Annotated in this window: 17 protein-coding genes; 4 read left to right on the plus strand and 13 right to left on the minus strand. The window is 72.7% G+C overall.

Going from position 1 to position 17,663, the window contains the following annotated elements; genetic code table 11:
- Positions 1 to 86: 86 nt before the first annotated feature.
- Positions 87 to 1,244, plus strand: a complete 1,158-nt coding sequence (locus E4F25_RS04765) for an alkaline phosphatase family protein (RefSeq protein ID WP_246069759.1) — start codon at positions 87 to 89, stop codon at positions 1,242 to 1,244.
- A 63-nt stretch (positions 1,245 to 1,307) separates the two neighbouring features.
- On the opposite strand, the gene E4F25_RS04770 is transcribed toward E4F25_RS04765, so the two are convergent.
- Complete coding sequence (locus tag E4F25_RS04770) at positions 1,308 to 2,507, minus strand: formimidoylglutamate deiminase (RefSeq protein ID WP_246069760.1); 1,200 nt, start codon at positions 2,505 to 2,507, stop codon at positions 1,308 to 1,310.
- Between the two features lie 45 nt (positions 2,508 to 2,552).
- On the opposite strand from E4F25_RS04770, the gene hutI reads away from it, so the two are divergent.
- Positions 2,553 to 3,779: an imidazolonepropionase gene (hutI, locus tag E4F25_RS04775; protein ID WP_140909068.1), complete on the plus strand. Its 1,227-nt coding sequence runs from the start codon at positions 2,553 to 2,555 to the stop codon at positions 3,777 to 3,779.
- Positions 3,780 to 3,782: 3 nt separating this feature from the next.
- Here hutI and E4F25_RS04780 read toward each other — a convergent pair whose 3' ends face one another.
- The 3 genes from E4F25_RS04780 to E4F25_RS04790 all read right to left on the minus strand — a co-directional run bounded on the left by E4F25_RS04780 (position 3,783) and on the right by E4F25_RS04790 (position 5,265).
- Entirely contained in the window at positions 3,783 to 4,520 is a 738-nt protein-coding gene (locus E4F25_RS04780) for a lactonase family protein (RefSeq protein ID WP_140909069.1), read from the minus strand.
- A 100-nt stretch (positions 4,521 to 4,620) separates the two neighbouring features.
- Positions 4,621 to 4,809, minus strand: a complete 189-nt coding sequence (locus E4F25_RS04785; protein ID WP_140909070.1) for a 30S ribosomal protein THX — start codon at positions 4,807 to 4,809, stop codon at positions 4,621 to 4,623.
- Positions 4,810 to 4,848: 39 nt separating this feature from the next.
- Complete coding sequence (locus E4F25_RS04790; RefSeq protein ID WP_140909071.1) at positions 4,849 to 5,265, minus strand: MerC domain-containing protein; 417 nt, start codon at positions 5,263 to 5,265, stop codon at positions 4,849 to 4,851.
- A 71-nt stretch (positions 5,266 to 5,336) separates the two neighbouring features.
- On the opposite strand from E4F25_RS04790, the gene E4F25_RS04795 reads away from it, so the two are divergent.
- Positions 5,337 to 7,397 (plus strand): TonB-dependent receptor domain-containing protein, encoded by a 2,061-nt coding sequence (locus E4F25_RS04795; RefSeq protein ID WP_140909072.1) that lies wholly within the window; start codon positions 5,337 to 5,339, stop codon positions 7,395 to 7,397.
- Positions 7,398 to 7,466: 69 nt separating this feature from the next.
- Here the strand turns inward: E4F25_RS04795 and E4F25_RS04800 are convergent, their stop codons facing one another.
- Both E4F25_RS04800 and gltX read right to left on the minus strand, forming a co-directional pair.
- Entirely contained in the window at positions 7,467 to 7,964 is a 498-nt protein-coding gene (locus tag E4F25_RS04800; protein WP_140909073.1) for a transcriptional repressor, read from the minus strand.
- Between the two features lie 50 nt (positions 7,965 to 8,014).
- On the minus strand, positions 8,015 to 9,421 hold the full coding sequence (gene gltX, locus E4F25_RS04805; protein WP_140909074.1) for a glutamate--tRNA ligase: 1,407 nt from the start codon (positions 9,419 to 9,421) through the stop codon (positions 8,015 to 8,017).
- 54 nt (positions 9,422 to 9,475) lie between these two features.
- Between gltX and lpxH the strand changes: the two genes are divergently transcribed.
- A complete protein-coding gene (lpxH, locus tag E4F25_RS04810; RefSeq protein WP_140909075.1) occupies positions 9,476 to 10,195 on the plus strand; it encodes a UDP-2,3-diacylglucosamine diphosphatase in 720 nt (239 codons plus the stop codon).
- On the opposite strand, the gene E4F25_RS04815 is transcribed toward lpxH, so the two are convergent.
- From E4F25_RS04815 to serA, 7 genes are all read right to left on the minus strand, one after another.
- Entirely contained in the window at positions 10,184 to 10,975 is a 792-nt protein-coding gene (locus E4F25_RS04815; protein WP_140909076.1) for a ferritin-like domain-containing protein, read from the minus strand. The two genes, lpxH and E4F25_RS04815, sit on opposite strands and share 12 nt — an antisense overlap.
- On the minus strand, positions 10,972 to 12,441 hold the full coding sequence (gene purF, locus E4F25_RS04820) for an amidophosphoribosyltransferase (protein WP_140909077.1): 1,470 nt from the start codon (positions 12,439 to 12,441) through the stop codon (positions 10,972 to 10,974). The genes E4F25_RS04815 and purF overlap by 4 nt, the downstream gene beginning before the upstream one ends.
- A gap of 1 nt (position 12,442) precedes the next feature.
- Positions 12,443 to 12,946, minus strand: a complete 504-nt coding sequence (locus E4F25_RS04825) for a CvpA family protein (protein WP_246069762.1) — start codon at positions 12,944 to 12,946, stop codon at positions 12,443 to 12,445.
- A gap of 7 nt (positions 12,947 to 12,953) precedes the next feature.
- A complete protein-coding gene (locus tag E4F25_RS04830; RefSeq protein ID WP_140909078.1) occupies positions 12,954 to 13,922 on the minus strand; it encodes an SPOR domain-containing protein in 969 nt (322 codons plus the stop codon).
- 57 nt (positions 13,923 to 13,979) lie between these two features.
- A complete protein-coding gene (folC, locus tag E4F25_RS04835) occupies positions 13,980 to 15,254 on the minus strand; it encodes a bifunctional tetrahydrofolate synthase/dihydrofolate synthase (RefSeq protein ID WP_140909079.1) in 1,275 nt (424 codons plus the stop codon).
- A 184-nt stretch (positions 15,255 to 15,438) separates the two neighbouring features.
- The gene (locus E4F25_RS04840) at positions 15,439 to 16,086 is read right to left on the minus strand and encodes a histidine phosphatase family protein (RefSeq protein ID WP_140909080.1); all 648 of its coding nucleotides are present in this window, start codon (positions 16,084 to 16,086) and stop codon (positions 15,439 to 15,441) included.
- Positions 16,083 to 17,651 carry a phosphoglycerate dehydrogenase gene (gene serA, locus E4F25_RS04845; RefSeq protein WP_181168201.1) on the minus strand — a complete coding sequence of 523 codons (1,569 nt, stop codon included), beginning with the start codon at positions 17,649 to 17,651 and terminating at the stop codon, positions 16,083 to 16,085. Before serA ends, E4F25_RS04840 begins: the two co-directional genes overlap by 4 nt.
- Between the last annotated feature and the right edge of the window lie 12 nt (positions 17,652 to 17,663).

Genomic DNA, 17,663 nt, shown 5'->3' on the forward strand with positions numbered 1-17,663 from the left:
ATGCCGTCCGTTGGTCCGCCCCCCTTCTTGCCCTTCTCCTCGCCGCCTGCGCCGGCACTCCCGACGCTCCACCACCCCACCCCACCGTGCTGCTGGTCTCGGTGGACGGCCTGCGCGCCGACGCCGTCGGCAGCGGCGCCATGCCGACGCTGGACGCGCTGGCCAAGCGCGGGGTGCATGCGCGCTGGATGACGCCGTCCTATCCCACCCTCACCTTCCCCAACCACTACACGCTGGTCACCGGGCTGCGCCCCGACCACCACGGCATCGTCAACAACACCATGCACGACGGCGTGCTCGGTGACTTCTCGTTGCGCAACCGCGAGGCGGTGTCGGATGCGCGCTGGTGGGGCGGCAAGCCGGCCTGGGTGACGCTGCAGGAACACGGCGGCATTGCCGCGACCATGTTCTGGCCCGGCTCCGAGGCGCCGGTGGCCGGCCGGCACCCGACCCACTGGCTGCCGTTCGACGGCGACATGAGCGCGCGGGACCGGGTGGCGCAGGTGCTGGAGTGGCTCGACCTGCCGCGGCGGCCGCAGTTGCTGACGCTGTACTTCGACAAGGTGGACCACGCCGGGCACCGGCACGGGCCGCATTCGCCCGAGGCGCTGGCCGCGCAGCGCAAGGTGGACGACGCGCTGGCGGCGCTGCTGGAGGGCCTGGAGACGCGCGGCCTGCGCGACGCCGTGGACATCATCGTCGTCTCCGACCACGGCATGGCCGGGATCCTGCCGGGGCAGCGCGAGTACCTGGACGACTGGCTGGCCGCCGCCGGTCTGTCGATCGCCGACGTCGAGGTGGTCAGCACCGGCGCGGTCGCCGGCGTGGTCGCTGGCGTCGGCCGGGAGGCGGCGATCGCCGGGGCGCTGGTCCGGCGCCACGCCCACGCCGAGTGCTGGCCGAAGCAGGGCCTCCCGGAACGCTGGCACTACGGCACGCATCCGCGCGTGCCGGCGATCGTCTGCCAGGCCGACGATGGCTGGATCATCACCCGGCGTCCGCCGCCCGACAGCGACTGGCGCCCGCCCACGCACCTGACCGGCGCCCACGGCTACGACACGGCGTCGCCGGAAATGCGCGCGGTGTTCATTGCCGACGGCCCGAGCTTCGCCGACGGGGTCACTATGGCCCCGTTCGACAACGTGGACGTGTATCCGCTGCTGATGCGCCTGCTCGGCGTGCCGGCGGAGCCGAATGATGGCGACCCCGCGACCTTCGAACCGGTGCTGGAGCCTGGCCTGTAGGAGCGGCGCTCGCGCCGCGACCCGCGCTTCCCATCGACCCCTGTCGCGGCGCTAGCGCCGCTCCTACAGGAGCTTCTTGATGGCTTCGCGGTAGCGGGCGGCGATGGTGTCGCGGTCGCGGTGGATGCCGCCGGACACGAGCTGCTCGCCGGCGACATGGACGGTGTCCACCAGGTTGCGGTTGCCGCTGAAGATCCAGCGGTCGACGAGGTCGGTGTCGTTCGCGCCGACGAGCTGCGGCGCGTGCATGTCCAGGGTCAGCGTGTCGCCCTCGCCGTCGAAGCCGGTGGCGTTGCGGCGGCTGTCGCACACCGCCTGCAGCAGGGTCTCGCCGACGCTCGGCGAGTCCGCGCCGGCCACGATGTTGCGACGCCCGGTGGCCAGCCGCTGGCCGTACTCCAGCCAGCGCAGTTCCTCCACCGGCGACACCGAGATGTGCGAGTCGGAACCGATGCCGTACGCGCCGCCCGCCGCCAGGTAGTCGCGCATCGGGAACAGGCCGTCGCCGAGGTTGGCCTCGGTGGTCGGGCACAGCGCCACGGTCGCGCCGCTGCGCGCGACGCCGCGGGTTTCCGCCGGCTCCAGGTGGGTGGCGTGCACCAGCGTCCAGCGCGCGTCCACCTCGGCGTTGTCCAGCAGCCATTCCACCGGGCGCGCGTTGCGCAGCGCCAGGCAGTCCTGCACCTCGCCCACCTGCTCGGCGATGTGGATGTGCACCGGCATGTCGCGCGGCAGCGCCGACACCACCGCGTCCATCGCCGCCTGCGGCACCGCGCGCAGGCTGTGCAGCGCGCAGCCGATGCGCACGCGTTCGCCCTGCTCCGCGCGCAGCGCCTGGATCAACGCGAGGAAGTCGTCCACGCCGTGGCCGAAGCGCTGCTGGCGCTCGCCCAGCGGGCGGCCGTCGAAGCCGCCGCTCATGTACAGCACCGGCAGCAGCGTGATGCGGATGCCGGTGTCGGCCGCGGCCCGCAGCAGCGCGCGCGACATCGCCGCCGGATCCTCGTAGCGGCGGCCGCCGGGCGCGTGGTGCAGGTAGTGGAACTCGCAGACGCTGGTGTAGCCGGCCTCGAGCATCTCCACGTACAGCTGCGACGCGACCGCATGCAGCGTGTCCGGGTCGAAGCGCTCGGCCATGCGGTACATGGTCTCGCGCCAGGTCCAGAACGAATCCTCGGGATTGCCCTGGCGCTCGGCCATGCCGGCCATCGCCCGCTGGAACGCGTGGGAATGCAGGTTCGGGATGCCGGGGAGCGTGCGCATGCCGGCATTCTCGCCCGGCCACCCCGGCAATGCGAGAATCCGGGCATGGCGGACCGCGACCCCAACCATTACGACGGCCTGGCCACCGGCCTTGTCCTGGCGACCCTCGATGCCGAAGCCGGCTACGGCCTGGTCGAGGACGGCGCCCTGGCCTGGCGCGACGGGCTGCTGGCCTATGCCGGCCCGCGCACCGGCCTGCCGCCGGGCGCCAGCGCCGACGAGGAACTGGAGTTCGACGGCGGCCTGGCCACGCCCGGGCTCGTGGACTGCCACACCCACCTGGTGTTCGCAGGCGACCGCGCGCGCGAGTTCGAGATGCGCCTGCAGGGCGAGAGCTACGAAGCGATCGCGCGCGCCGGCGGCGGCATCCTCTCCACCGTGCGTGCGGTGCGCGCGGCCAGCGAGGACACGCTGCTCGCCGAATCATTGCCGCGTGCGCGCGCCCTGCTCCGCGACGGCGCCACCACGCTCGAGATCAAGTCCGGCTACGGGCTCGAGCTGGAGGCAGAGCGCCGCATGCTGCGCGTCGCGCGCCGCATCGGCGAGGAACTCGGCATCAGCGTGCGCATCACCTACCTCGGCGCGCATGCGCTGCCGCCCGAATACGCCGGCGACGGCGACGCCTACATCAATGCCGCGATCGAGTGGCTCGGGATCCTGCACGAGGAAGGCCTGGTGGATGCGGTGGACGCCTTCTGCGAGGGCATCGGCTTCACCCCGGCGCAGACCCGGCGCATGTTCGAGGCGGCGCAGCTGCTGGACCTGCCGGTGAAGCTGCACGCCGACCAGCTCAGCGACCTCGGCGGCGCGGCGCTCGTCGCCGACTTCGACGGCCTGTCCGCCGACCACATCGAGCACAGTTCCGAGGACGCGGTGCGCGCGATGGCCGCGGCCGGCACCGTCGCGGTGCTGCTGCCGGGCGCCTTCCATGTGCTGCGCGAGACCCGGCTGCCGCCGCTCGACGCGCTGCGCACGCACGGCGTGCCGATGGCGGTGGCCACCGACTGCAATCCCGGGACCTCGCCGCTGCTGTCGCTGCGCCAGGCGATGCAGCTCGCCTGCACCCACTTCCGCCTCACCCCGGAGGAAGCCCTGCGCGGTGCCACCGTCAACGCAGCGCGCGCGCTCGGGCTCGCCGACCGCGGCGTGCTGCGCGCCGGCATGCGCGCGGACTTCGTGGCCTGGAACCTGCGCCAGCCGGCGGAACTCTGCTACTGGCTCGGCGGCGAACTGGCGGCCGCGGTGTTCGCCGGCGGCCGCCGCGTGGCCTGAGGCCTACTGACGCAACGATTCCGGCGTGATGCTGGCGGCCACCTCGCCGTCGGCGTCGAGGAACGCGATCCGCGCCTCGCCTTCCGGCGTCACTTCCAGCAGCAGCCGCGGCTTGCCGTCGGCGCCGGACAGCGTCACCACCGAGTCCTGCCCGCGGTTCTTGCCGACGAACACCCGCTGCTTCAGCGCGCCGCCCTGGGCCGCGTGTTCCGCGAACAGCGCCTCGCGCGCGGCCTCCTGCTCCGGCTCGGGCAGCGTGGAGATCCGCTGCATCTCGCGGAACACGCCCTCGATCGAGCGGCTGCCGGTGTCGTTGACCTGCAGCCCGGCGCGCACCACGCCGTCCATCTCGTGCTGGCTGAGCGCCAGGGTCTGGTCGCGGTCGTACGGATCGAAGCTGAGGTGGCCGCCGCTGTCGGGCTTGCCGTCCTCCAGCAGCCCGCCGGCGAAGATCAGGCCGCCGTTCTCCATGCCCTCGTCGTTGTAGAAGATCATCCCGGCGACGTGGCGCGGGTGGTCGTACTCGCGGTCGCCGAAGATCGCGCCGGGGAAGGCGTCCTTGTTCGAGACCACCATCCGCAGCGTGCCGTCCGGCTCGCGCACGTTGATGCGTTGCACGTCGATTGTGTCGAAGGTGGCGTTGCCGCCGCCGGCGGCGCTGGCGCCGGTCAGCACGATCGCGCCGAGCACGAGCGTGAGCAGGCCGGAATAGACGACCAGGAAGCGTTGCGTGAAGTCCATCGGATGGCCCTCGCGTGGGTGGAACGGGACACCTTAACGGCGCGCCGGCCATGAAAAAACCCCGCCTGGGCGGGGTTTTTTCGTAAACCGTGCGTCGGCCCTACTTGGCGGCCGCCTTCTTGGCGACCGACTTGCGCGGCGCCTTCGCCACCGACTTGGTGGCCGTCTTCTTCGCCACCGGTGCGGGAGCGGCGCCGGTGGCACGCTTGGCGGCGGCCTGCGGGCGCGCCTTGCCGTAGCTGGAGATGTAGCGCTTGCCCTTGGTGGTCTTGCGGTCGCCCTTGCCCATGTGCTGCTCCTGGAAAATGCTCGAATGCTGGCGGCGATTTTAATGCATGCAGCCGGCGTCGTGGACGTGGATTTCGGTCAGGCGCATGTTGGCCAGGTGCGCCAGCCCGACCAGGGTGCCGCCGATGGTCATCGCGATCGCGTGCGGAAGCAGGCTTTGGTGCAGGGGCGCGTAGAGCACGCCGAACCAGAGGATGCCCAGGCCCGGGACCAGCAGGCCCAGCGCCCGCACCGCGCGGTGCCTGCGGTAGCCGGTGGCCACGGTGAACAGCCCCAGCAGGGTCGCGAACACCACGAAGCCCTCCTCGAAGCCCTCGCCCAGCCAGGCGGCGACGCCCAGCGAGGGCAGCAGCGCGATCGTCAGCGGCAGCGCCGCGCAGTGGATCGCGCACAGCAGCGAGGCGACGGCCCCGAAGCGGTCTGCGCGACTGATGTTGGCGGCGGTGCGGGGCGACATGACTTCCGGGAGGCTCCGGCGAGGATGTAACATTATAACATTCTAGACCCGACTGCCATGACCGCCACGTGATGCCCCTCCCCGCACCCCGCTCCCGCCTGTTCCTGTCCCTCGCACTTGCCCTGCTGCCGGTCGTGGCGCTCGCCGCCGACGGTGCGGGCGATGCCGGTTCCGACCAGACCGACCCGCGCCACGCCGAGCCGAAGACCCTGCAGGCGGTCCAGGTGAAGGCGACCCCGCTGCCGGACACCGCCGACAGCCTGGCGGTGCCGGTGGAGGTGCTGGCCGGCGAGCGCCTGGACGCCGCCAAGGCCAGTTCCCTCGGCGAAACCGTCAACAAGCTTCCGGGCGTGCAGTCCTCCTACTTCGGTCCCGGCGTCGGCCGCCCGATCGTGCGCGGCATGGACGGCGCTCGCGTGCAGGTGCTCAGCGACGGCCTTGACTCCGGCGACGTGTCCACGGTCAGCGCCGACCACGCCGTGACCATCGAACCGTTCCTGGCCGACCAGGTCGAGGTGCTGAAGGGACCGGCCACGCTGCTCTACGGCAGCGGCGCGATCGGCGGCGCGGTCAACGTGATCGACGGCCGCATCCCCGAAACGCTGCCGGCGGAGCCGCTGCAGGGGCGCGCCGAGCTGCGCGCCGGCACGGTCAACGACGGTGCCGCCGGGATGCTGCGGGTGGACGGCGCGGCCGGCGACGTCGCGCTGCATTTCGACGCGCTGCATCGCGAGACCGGCGACTTCGACACGCCGGACGGCACGATCGCGAACAGCGCGCTGCGCACCGACAGCGCCGCGCTCGGCGTGTCGTGGATCGGCGAGCGCGGCTTCCTCGGCGCGGGCTACAGCCTGTACTCGACGCGCTACGGCGTGCCCGGCCACGAACACGGCGACGAGGAGCACGAGGAGGACGGCCACGACCTCGACGACGGCCACGACCACGAAGCGCACGAGGGCGTGCGCGTGGTCATGGACCAGCGCCGCGGCGAAGTGCGCGGCGGCATCGACCGCCTCGGCGTGTTCGAGAGCCTGCGCGTCAAGCTGGCGACCACCAGCTACACCCACACCGAGCTCGAGGACGGCGCCGTCGGCACCGTGTTCGAGAACGACAGCCGCGAGGGCCGGCTGGAACTGGTGCACCAGCCGCTGGCCGGGTTCGACGGCGCGGTCGGCCTGCAGTGGTCGGAGCGCGATTTCGGCGCGGTCGGCGCCGAGGCGTTCGTGCCCGGCTCGCAATCGCGCGACCTCGGCGCGTTCTGGATCGGCAAGCGCCACTTCGGCCCGTTCGGGCTGCAGCTCGGGTTGCGCCACGACCGGAACCGGATCGACGTGGACGACGCCGTTGCGATCGGCCCGGACCGCCGCTTCGACACCACCAGCGGCTCGCTGTCGCTGGAATGGGAGGCGAGCGAGGATCTGCACCTCGCGCTCGGCTTCGACCGCGCGCAGCGCTCGCCGACCGCCGAGGAGCTGTACTCGAACGGCGTGCACGTGGCCACCGGCAGCGTCGAGCACGGCGATCCCGCGCTCGACGTGGAAACCGCGAACCGTGCCGAGCTCGGTGCGCACTGGCACCTCGGCCCGCTGACCCTGCGCGCCTCGGTCTACCGCGTGGCCTACGACGACTTCATCTACCTCGCCCACACCGGAACCTTCGACGACGAATTGCCGGTGCAGCAGTGGCGCCAGGCCGATGCGCGCTTCACCGGCGGCGAGGCCGAGCTCGACTGGGCGCTGGCGGACAACGCGAGCGGCCACTGGGACCTGCGCCTGTTCGGCGACCTGGTGCGCGCGAAGCTGGCGGACGGCGGCAACCTGCCGCGGATCGCGCCGGCGCGCGTGGGCGCCGAGCTGCGCTGGGAACGCGACGCCCTGCGCGCGTCGCTCGGTGCGGTGCGCTACATGGAACAGGACCGCGTGGCCGCGTTCGAGACCGCGACCCCGGGCTACACGCTGGTGGATGCGCACGTCGCCTGGCACGCGGACACGCGCGGCGGCAATGCCTGGGAAGTGTTCCTGGACGGCCGCAACCTGCTCGACAGCGAGGCGCGCCCGCACACCTCGTTCCTCAAGGACCTGGTGCCGCTGCCCGGCCGCGGCATCGAAGCGGGCGTCCGCGTGTTCTTCTGACCTGTAGGAGCGGCGCTAGCGCCGCGACCGGATTGCCGACCTTCGCAGGTCGCGGCGCAAGCGCCGCTCCTACAGGGTGCTGCACCTGGCGCAGAGGCCGTGCACTTCCAGCGTCTGCGCCTTGGGCTCGAAGCCCAGCGCGCGGGCGCGTTCGTCCAGCGCCGCGACCACCGCGACGTCCTCCAGCTCCACCGCCGAGTGGCAGCGGTCGCAGATCAGGAACGGCACCGAGTGCTGGTCGGTGCTCGGGTGGTGGCAGGCGACGAAGGCGTTGACCGATTCCAGCTTGTGGATGAAGCCGTTGGCGAGCAGGAAGTCGAGCGCGCGGTAGACCGTGGGCGGCGCCGCCGCGCCGGCGCCCTTGTCGCCGTCCGCGCGGATCCGCTCCAGCAGGTCGTAGGCCTTGATCGGCCGGCCCTCCTCGGCGATCAGCTCCAGCACGCGTGCGCGGATCGGCGTCAGCCGCAGCCCGCGTTCGCGCGACACGCGCGTCACGGCCGCGACGAAGCCTTCGGCGTCGTGCACGTGGTGCCGGGGATCGATGCAGGGATCGCGATGCTTGCCCATGGGGGCATGATAGCCCGCTTATCCCACGGGTCGCGGCGCTAGCGCCGCTCCTACAGGGTCTTTGCGATCGCGGCGTCGATGCGGGCCAACGCCTGTTCCTTGCCCGCCAGGTACACGGTGTGGCCGATGTCCGGGCTGACCTGGGTGCCGGTGATCGCCACCCGCATCGGTTGCGCGACCTTGCCCATGCCGAGTTCGAGCGCCGCGGCGGTCTCCTGCAGCGCGGCGTTGATCGCCTCCGGCGTCCATGCCGGCAGCGCCGCCAGGCGCTCGCGCGCATCGGCCAGCGGCGCGCGCGCGGCGGCGGTGAGGTGCTTGGCCACCGCCTTGTCGTCGTACTCCGTGAGCGGCCGGTACCAGGCAGCCGCCCGCTCGGCCATTTCCTTCAGCGTCTGCACGCGGTCGCGCAGCGCAACCACGACGTCGGCCGGCGCGGGACCATTGGCGAGGTCGTAGCCTGCATCGCGCAGGTGCCACTCCAGGTGCTTCGCGACGTCGGCCGGCTCGTCGGACTTCAGGTACTGCTGGTTGAGCCAGCCGAGCTTGGCCGGGTCCAGCCGCGAGGCCTTGGCGTTGACGTCCTCGAGGGCGAACAGCGACTGCATCTCGGGAATGCTGAAGATCTCCTGGTCGCCGTGCGACCAGCCCAGCCGCACCAGGTAGTTGAGCAGCGCGTGCGGCAGGTAGCCGGCGTCGCGGTACTGCATGACGTCGGCGGCGCCGGTGCGCTTGGACAGCTTGGCGCCGTGCTCGTCGAGGATCATCGGCAGGTGCGCGAACGCGGGCACTTCGGCGCCGAGCGCCTGGTAGATGTTGATCTGGCGCGGGGTGTTGTTGACGTGGTCGTCGCCGCGCACCACGTCGGTGATGCGCATGTCCATGTCGTCCACCACCACCGCGAAGTTGTAGGTGGGATGGCCGTCGGAGCGGAAGATCACCAGGTCGTCGAGCTCGCTGTTGGCGATCTCGATCCGGCCCTTGACCTTGTCGTCCCAGGCCACCGTGCCCTCGAGCGGGTTGCGGAAGCGGATGACGCGGTTCGGGTCGTCGCGGTACGGCAGGCCGGCGTCGCGCGCGGCGCCGTTGTAGCGCGGCTTGAGGCCGGCGGCCATCGCCTGCTCGCGCATCGCCTCCAGCTCTTCCTTCGTCTCGTAGGCGTAGTACGCGTGGCCGGCGGCGACGAGCTGCTCGGCGACCTCGCGGTAACGGTCCAGGCGCTGGGTCTGGTAGACCGGGCCCTCGTCGTAGTCGAGCCCGAGCCAGTCCATCGCCTCGAGGATCGCGTCGATCGCGGCCTGGGTGCTGCGCTCGCGGTCCGTGTCCTCGATCCGGAGGATGAACTGGCCGCCGCGGCGGCGCGCCTCCAGCCAGCAGTACAGCGCGGTGCGGGCACCGCCGATGTGCAGGTAACCGGTGGGACTGGGGGCGAAGCGGGTGCGGCAGGGGGCGTCGGTCATCCGGCGATTTTACCGTGCATGTCGCGGCGCGAGCGGCGCTCCTACAATAGGGGCGTGACCACCCTCTTCATCTCCGACCTGCACCTGGACCCCGAGCGGCCGGCGATCACCGAGCTGTTCGCGCGCTTCGTCGGCGGCGAGGCGCGGGAGGCCGATGCGCTGTACATCCTCGGCGACCTGTTCGAGGCCTGGGTCGGGGACGACGATCCGTCGGAGACCGGGCGGCTGGTGGCGGAGACCCTGCACGCGCTCAGCGACAGCGGCGTGCCGGTGCATTTCATGCGCGGCAACCGCGACTTCCTGCTCGGCGGGGAGTACGCGCGCCGCGCGGGCATGACGATCCTGCCGGACCCGGCGGTGGTAGTGCTGTACGGCAAGCCGACCCTGCTGACCCACGGCGACCTGCTGTGCACCGACGACCTCGCCTACCAGCAGTTCCGGGCGCAGACCCGCGAGCCGGCCTGGCAGGATCGCTTCCTGGCGCAGCCGCTGGAGGCGCGGCTGGCGTTCGCGCAGCAGGCGCGCGCGGCCAGCCAGGCGCACCAGGGCGGGCTCAAGGCGCAAGGCACGATGGAGGCGATCACCGACGCCTCGCCGGCCGCCGTGGCGGAGACCTTCGCGCGCTACGGCATCGACCGCATGATCCACGGGCACACCCACCGGCCGGCGGTGCACGAAACCGACGGCGGCACCCGCATCGTCCTCGGCGACTGGTACGAGCAGGGCTCGGTGCTGCGCGTAACCCCGGATTCCGCGGAGCTCTCAGCCCTCTAACGCGGCGAGTTCGTCGGCGTCGAAGCCGGCGGCGGTGCGGGCCTCGAGGTTGAACGGACCGTGCAGCACTCCGCTCGCGTGCTCGCGCAGCAGCGCGCGGAAGGTGGCGCGCGGTTCCACCCCGGCGCGCTCGCAGCACCAGCGGAACCAGCGCGAGCCGGCGGCGACGTGCGCGACTTCCTCGCGCAGGATGAGTTCCAGGATCGCGGCGGTCGCCTCGTCGCCGGCCTCGCGCAGCTTGACGATCATCCCCGGGGTGACGTCGAGGCCGCGCGCCTCCAGCACCCGCGGCACCAGCGCCATCCGCGCGACCGGGTCGTGCGCGGTCTTCTCCGCCATCTGCCACAGGCCGTTGTGGGCGTCGAAGTCGCCGTAGGCGTGGCCGAGCTCGCGCAGGCGCTCCTGCAGCAGGACGAAGTGGCGCGCTTCGTCGTCGGCGACGCCGACCCAGTCCGCGTAGTACTCGGCGGGCATGCCGCGGAAGCGGTACACCGCGTCCCAGGCCAGGTCGATGGCGTTGAACTCGATGTGCGCGACCGCGTGGATGAAGGCCGCGCGGCCCTCGTCGCTGCCGAAGCCGCGGCGCGGGACGTCGCGTGGGTGCACCAGGCGCGGCAGCGGCGGGCGGCCGGGCATGCGGATCGGCTCCGGCGGCGGCACGTCCGCGGGGATCGCGAGTTCGCCGCGGCGGAAGGCTTCGGCGGCGGCTCGGGTGGTGGAGACCTTGGCTTCGGGGGTGTTCGCGGCGAGGCAGGCCTTCGCGGCTTCGAAGAGGGTCACGATGCCCGGCGGGAGGACTTGGCCTCGTCGGAGCGCAGCGCGCGGATCCTGTCGAAGTAGTCGGGATCGACCTCGGTCACGTACTCGCCGCTGAAGCAGGACGAGTCGAAGCGGGTGACCTTGGCCTTGGGCCCGGCGACGGCCTCCTCGAGGTCGGCCAGGTCCTGGTAGACCAGCCAGTCGATGCCGAGCAGCTCCTGCACCTCTTCCTCGCTGCGGCCGTGCGCGACCAGCTCGTCCACGGTCGGCATGTCGATGCCGTAGATGTTGGGATGGCGCACCGGCGGCGCCGCCGAGGCGAAGTACACCTTGCGCGCACCGGCCTCGCGCGCGAGCTGCACGATCTGCCTGGAGGTGGTGCCGCGCACGATCGAGTCGTCCACCAGCAGCACCACGCGGTTGCGGAACTCGAGCGGGATCGTGTTGAGCTTGCGGCGCACCGACTGCTGGCGCTCGCCCTGCCCCGGCATGATGAAGGTGCGGCCGACGTAGCGGTTCTTGACGAAGCCCTCGCGGTACTTCACCCCGAGCACGTTGGCGAGCTCCATCGCCGAGTCGCGCGAGGTGTCCGGGATCGGGATCACCACGTCGATGTCGTGGTCCGGGCGCAGGCGCAGGATCTTCTCGCCCAGCTTCACGCCCATGCGCATGCGCGCCTTGTGCACCGAGATGTCGTCCATCATCGAGTCCGGGCGCGCGAGGTACACGAACTCGAAGATGCACGGCGACAGCGACTGCTGCCCGGTGCACTGGCGCGCGTGCAGTTGGCCGTCGGTGGTGAGCACCACGACCTCGCCCGGGGCGACGTCGCGCAGGCGCTCGAAGCCGGCCAGGTCCAGGGCCACGGATTCGGAGGCGACCGCGTACTCGTCGCCCTGCGGGGTCTCGCGCCTGCCGATCACCAGCGGGCGGATGCCGTTCGGGTCGCGGAATGCCACCACGCCCAGGCCGAGCACGGTCATCACCACCGCGTAGCCGCCGCGGATGCGCCGGTACACGCCTTCCATCGCGCGGAACACGGCCTCGGGCGCCAGCGCCTTCTGCTGGTCCAGCTCGTGCGCGAACACGTTCAGCAGCACTTCCGAGTCGGAATCGGTGTTGACGTTGCGGCGGTCCTGCTCGAACACCTCGCGCCGCAGCGCGTCGGTGTTGACCAGGTTGCCGTTGTGGGCGAGCGCGATGCCGTAGGGCGAGTTGACGTAGAACGGCTGCGCCTCGTCATTGCCCTCCGAGCCCGCGGTCGGGTAGCGGCAATGGGCGATGCCGATGTTGCCGCGCAGCAGCTGCATGGACTTGCGGTCGAACACGTCGCGCACGAGGCCCATGCCCTTGTGCACGCGCAGGTGGGTGCCGTCGGCGGTGGCGATGCCGGCCGCGTCCTGGCCGCGGTGCTGCAGCACCGTCAGGCCGTCGTAGAGCAGGCCGGCCACGTCATGGTGGGCGACGATGCCGATGATTCCGCACATGTCAGTTGCTCCCGAAATCCACGCGCTGCGCCGCCCACTCGGGCAGCCAGCCACTCATCCACTGCGCGCCCGGCAACAGCACCGGGACCACCTGCGACTCGCGCCATCCGGGCTCCTGCGGCAGCGCCGTGAAGCCCATCAGCAGCACCAGCAGGCAGGCGACAAAGGCGCCGCGCAAGGTGCCGAACGCGAACCCCAGCGCCCGGTCCATCCCGGACAGGCCGACCGCGTGCACCAGCTTGCGCACCAGCCAGCCGACGATGCCCACGAACAGCAGCACGCACAGGAAACTCAGTCCATAGCCGGCGAACAGCTGCCCGGCCGAGGGCTCGCCGCCGCCCGCCAGCACCAGCGCCACCTGCGCACCGAAGCGGAACGCCGCCCACGCCGCCAGGACCCACGCCGCCAGCGACGCCAGCACCCCGATGAAGCCGCGGAACAGGCCGAGCAGCGCGGAGGCCAGGATCACCGCGAGCAGCAGCCAGTCGGTCGCGGTCAGCGCCATCGGCGGCTCACGGGTGCGGGCGCACGACGCCGTCGGTGCCGAGCTTGGCGCGCACCTGGTCGCGCAGCTGCTCGGCTTGCGCCCGGGTCATCACCGGGCCCACGCGCACGCGGGTCAGGGTGCCGGTGTCGGTCGCCACGGCCTCGGTGAACGCGCTGAAGCCGGCGGCGCGCGCGCGGTCGCGCAGCGCGGTCGCGTCGCTGGCCTTGCTGAAGGCGGCGAGCTGCACGGCGAAGCCGGTGTCGGCGGCGGCCGGTGCCTTGGGCGTGCTCGGCGCGGGCTTCGCCGCCGGGGCTTCGTCGGCGGCATCCAGCACCACCACGCGCGCGCCGACGTCGTCGCGCACGTGCGCCGCGCGCAGGCGCGCGGCCTCGGCCTCGGCGCGCGTGGCGTAGGGCCCGATGCGCACGCGCTGCCAGGTCTTGCCGTCGACCACGGCGGACTCGCGGAAGCCGGGCAACTGCGACTCGCGCAGCATCTTCACCACGGCGTCGGCCGAGGCCACGCTGCTGTAGCTGCCGAAGCTCACCGCGTAGTTGCCGCCGGCGGTGGCCGCCGGGAACATGCCGCCGTTGGCCTCCTGGCCGCGGCTTGGCGCCGGCTGGGTGGTCGGCTCGGGCGGCTGGGTGGCGAGTTCGGCGGCGTCGGCGGGCGAGGCATTGCCGGGCTCGTGGGCGGGAACCGGGGGCGCCTCCTCGATGATCGCGGCCTCCGCGACGTCGTCGGCGACGGGCCCGGTCGCGGGCGGCGGCGTGCCGTCCATGCCGACGGCGCCGCCCTCGGGCGCGCGCGCCGGCGTCACCAGCGGCAGCTCGCGGGTCTGGAACTCGCCGGCGGGGGCGTCGGGCATGTCGAGCGGCACGTCCGCGGCGCCGCTGTCGGGCGCCGGCCCCTGCACCAGCATCGGCAGGAAGATGACTGCCAGCGCGACCAGGACGGCGGCGCCGACGAGGCGCTGTTTCAGTGCGGGTTCCATCGGCGCTCGCAGGCTGCGGAAGGCGCGCGAATTATAACTGGCCCGCGGGCGCGGCCCTTAACCGCGCCCTTCCCGCGCCAGCGCCTGCAGCGCGGCCGCGGCTGTATGGAACGAGCCGAACACCAGCACGCGGTCGCCGGCGGCGCTCGCCGCGAGCGCCGCCGCCAGGGCCTCGGACACCGAGGCATGGGGTTCGCCGGCCGCCGCCGCGGTGCCGGCCAGCTTCGCGGCGAAGCCTTCGACCGCCAGCCCGCGACCCTGCACCTCCTCGAGCCCGGCCAGGAACCAGCGGTCCACCGACGCCTGCAACGCGCCGACGATGCCGTCCAGGTCCTTGTCCGCCAGCACCGCGAACACCGCCAGCGTGCGTCCGCGCGTCGGCGATGCGGCCAGCCATGCAGCAAGTTCGCGCGCGGCCTGCGGGTTGTGGCCGACGTCCACCAGCACCTCGACCCCGCCGCGTTCGAAGCGCTGCAGCCGCCCGGGCACCGAGGCGCCGGCGACGCCCTCGGCGATCGCCGAATCGGGCAGCGGCTCGCCAAGCGCGCGCAGGGCCGCGATCGCCACCGCGGCGTTGCGCAGCTGCGCCGGCGCCGCCATCCGCGGCAGCGGCAGTTCGTAGCTGCGGTTGACCTCGCGCCACTGCCAGCGGCCGCCGTCGAGCGGCTCGAAGAAGAAGTCGCTGCCGGCGCGGATCGCCGAGGCGCCGATCCGGTAGGCGTGGCGCAATACGCTGGCAGGCGGATCGTCGTCGCCGAGCACCAGCGGCTTCCAGGCGCGCGCGATGCCCGCCTTCTCCAGCCCGATCGCCTCGCGGTCGGCGCCCAGCCAGTCGACGTGGTCGATGTCCACGGTGGTGACCACCGCGACGTCGGCATCCACGATGTTGACCGCGTCCAGGCGGCCGCCGAGCCCGACCTCGAGCACCGCCAGGTCGAGATCGGCGCGCGCGAACAGCCACAGTGCGCACAGCGTGCCGTGCTCGAAGTAGGTCAGCGGGGTGTCGCCGCGCGCGGCCTCGACCGCCTCGAAGCCGGCGACCAGCGCCTCGTCGGGGACGTCCTCGCCGTCGATGCGCACGCGCTCGTTGTAGGCGAGCAGGTGCGGCGAGGTGTAGGCGCCGGTGCGCCAGCCGGCGGCGCGCGCGATCGCTTCGACGAAGGCGACGGTGGAGCCCTTGCCGTTGGTGCCGGCGACGGTGACGACCTTGCGCGCGGGGCGGCCGAGCTGCATGCGGTCGGCGACCGCGCGGACGCGGTCGAGGCCGAGCTCGATCGACTTCGGGTGTTGCTGCTCGATGTACTCGAGCCACTCGTGCAGGGTGCGAGGCATGGCCCATTGTAGGAGCGGCGCTCGCGCCGCGACCGTGGAGCGGAGCGGGAAAGGCGGTGCCCATGGCCGACGACTCAAAACGCTCTGGAGGAGGACAGGGGCACCGCCTTTCCCGCGTGAGCGCCCGTCCGGAGCCGAAACATCCGGAGTCCGAATCCACGAGGTCGCGGCGCGAGCGCCGCTCCTACAGGGCGCGGTGGACGGCTTCGCCGAAGAGGGGGGTGTGGTGGGCGCAGTCGTTGAGGCGCACGACCTCCAGCGCCTCCGGGTCCGGGCCCTCGAGCAGGTTGAGGGTGGTCGGGGCCTGGCGGAAGCGCCAGAGCTGCGCCAGCGGCAGCCCGAGCACCCGGCACAGCAGCACCCGATTGACCGCGTCATGGGCCACGACCAGCAGCGTGTCGTCGGCGCCGAGGCCGTCGCTGGCGCGCAACAGCGCGTCCCAGGCGCGCGCGGCGACCTGCGGCAGCGACTCGCCGCCGTCGGGCATCAGCACTTCGTGCGGGGTCTCGCGCCAGGCACGCAGGCGCTCGGGGTCGCGCTCGCGGATCTCGGCGGCAAGCAGGCCTTCCCAGCTACCGTGCGCGATCTCGAGCAGGCCTTCGTCGAGCGTGAGCATCGCGGCGCGCTCCGGGCCGAGCGCGAACTCCGCGGTCCGCCGCGCGCGCGACAGCGGCGAGGCCACCGCGCGGTCGATGCGCAGTCCGCGCAGGCGCTCGCCCAGCGCGCGCGCCTGGGCCTCGCCCTTCGCCGACAGCGGGATGTCCTCGCGGCCCTGGTAGCGGCCTTCGGCATTCCACGGGGTCTCGCCGTGGCGCGCGAGCAGCAGCCTCATAGCGCCTCCAGCGACAGCACGCCGGTGATCCCGCGCAAGGCCACGAGCTGCTGTTCCGGCACCTGCCGGTCCACGGTGATCGCGGCCAGCGCCTCGCCGTCGCCCTTGGCGCCCAGCGAGAAGTTGACGATGTTGATCCCGGCCGCGCCCAGGTGCGAGCCGACCAGCCCGACCAGGCCGGGGCGGTCCACGTTCTGCATCAGCAGCAGGTGCGCGAGCGGGTCGAACTCGATCTCGACCCCGTCCAGCCGCACCACGCGCGGGCCGCGGTGCAGGGTGGCCTCGATCTCGCGCGCGTCGCCGGACTCGCCTTCGATGCGCAGGCGCAGCAGGCGGTCGAAGCCGTCGCCGTCGCCGCCCACGGTCTCGGCTACCTGCAGCCCGCGCGCGGCGGCCTCCTGCAGTGCGTTCACCGGGGTCACGCGGCTGGAGGCGCCGCCGAGCAGCCCGGCCACCAGCAGGCGGGTGAGCGGGCGCGGGTCGAGGGTGTCGCCGCGTCCGGCGTAGGTCAGGTGCAGCCGCACCGGCGCCGGCACCAGGCGCGCGGCCAGCCGGCCGAGCGCCGACATCAGCGGCATCCACGGCGCGACCTCGCGCGCGGCCTCGGCGCTGAGCGGCGGCAGGTTGACGCAGCCGGCGACCGCGCCGGTCTCGAAGTAGTCCAGCACCTCGCGCGCCAGGATCGTGCTGACCGCCTGCTGCGCCTCGCCGGTGGAGGCGCCCAGGTGCGGCGTGAGCACCAGCTTCGGATGCCCGCGCAGCGGCGAATCCCCGGGCAGCGGCTCGGTGGCGAAGGTGTCCAGCGCGGCACCGGCGAGGTGCCCGGAGTCGAGCGCCTCGAGCAGCGCGGCCTCGTCCACCAGCCCGCCACGCGCGGCGTTGACCAGGTACGCGCCGGGCTTCATCAGCGCCAGCGTGCGCGCGTCGAGCAGGTGGGTGGTGTCCTTGGTGCGGGGAATGTGCAGCGTGACCACGTCGGCCCAGGCCAGCAGCTCCGGCAGCGTCATCAGCGGCACGCTGCCGTGGGCGGCGGCCGAGGCCGGCAGGAACGGATCGTGCGCGGCGACTTCCATGCCGATGCCGCGGGCCTTGCGCGCGACCGTGCCGCCGATGCGGCCGAGGCCGATCACGCCCAGCCGCTTGCCTTCGAGCTCGAAGCCGGTGAGCCCGGCCTTGGGCCACTGCCCGGCCTTCATGCCGGCGTCGGCCCGGGGCACGTGCCGCGCGAGCGCGAACAGCAGCGACAGCGCGTGCTCGGCGGCGGCGCGGGTGTTGCCGTCGGCGGCGTTCATCACCGCGATGCCGCGGGCCGTGGCCGCGTCCACGTCGATGGTGTCGACGCCGGCGCCGGCACGGCCGATCACGCGCAGGCGGCCGGCTTTGGCGAGGGCCTCGCCCGGCACCTGCGTGGCCGAACGCACCAGCAACGCGTCGACGTCGGCGAGCGCCGCGGCGAGCACGTCCGCGTCCTTGATCGGGGAGGACGCGACGGCGACTTCCCAGCCGGCATCGCGGAAGAGTGACAGGCCATCCTCATGGATGCCGTCGCAGGCAAGCACTTTCATTGTCATCGGAGA

Source organism: Cognatiluteimonas lumbrici, from assembly GCF_006476065.1.
In the GTDB taxonomy this organism is placed as follows: domain Bacteria; phylum Pseudomonadota; class Gammaproteobacteria; order Xanthomonadales; family Xanthomonadaceae; genus Cognatiluteimonas; species Cognatiluteimonas lumbrici.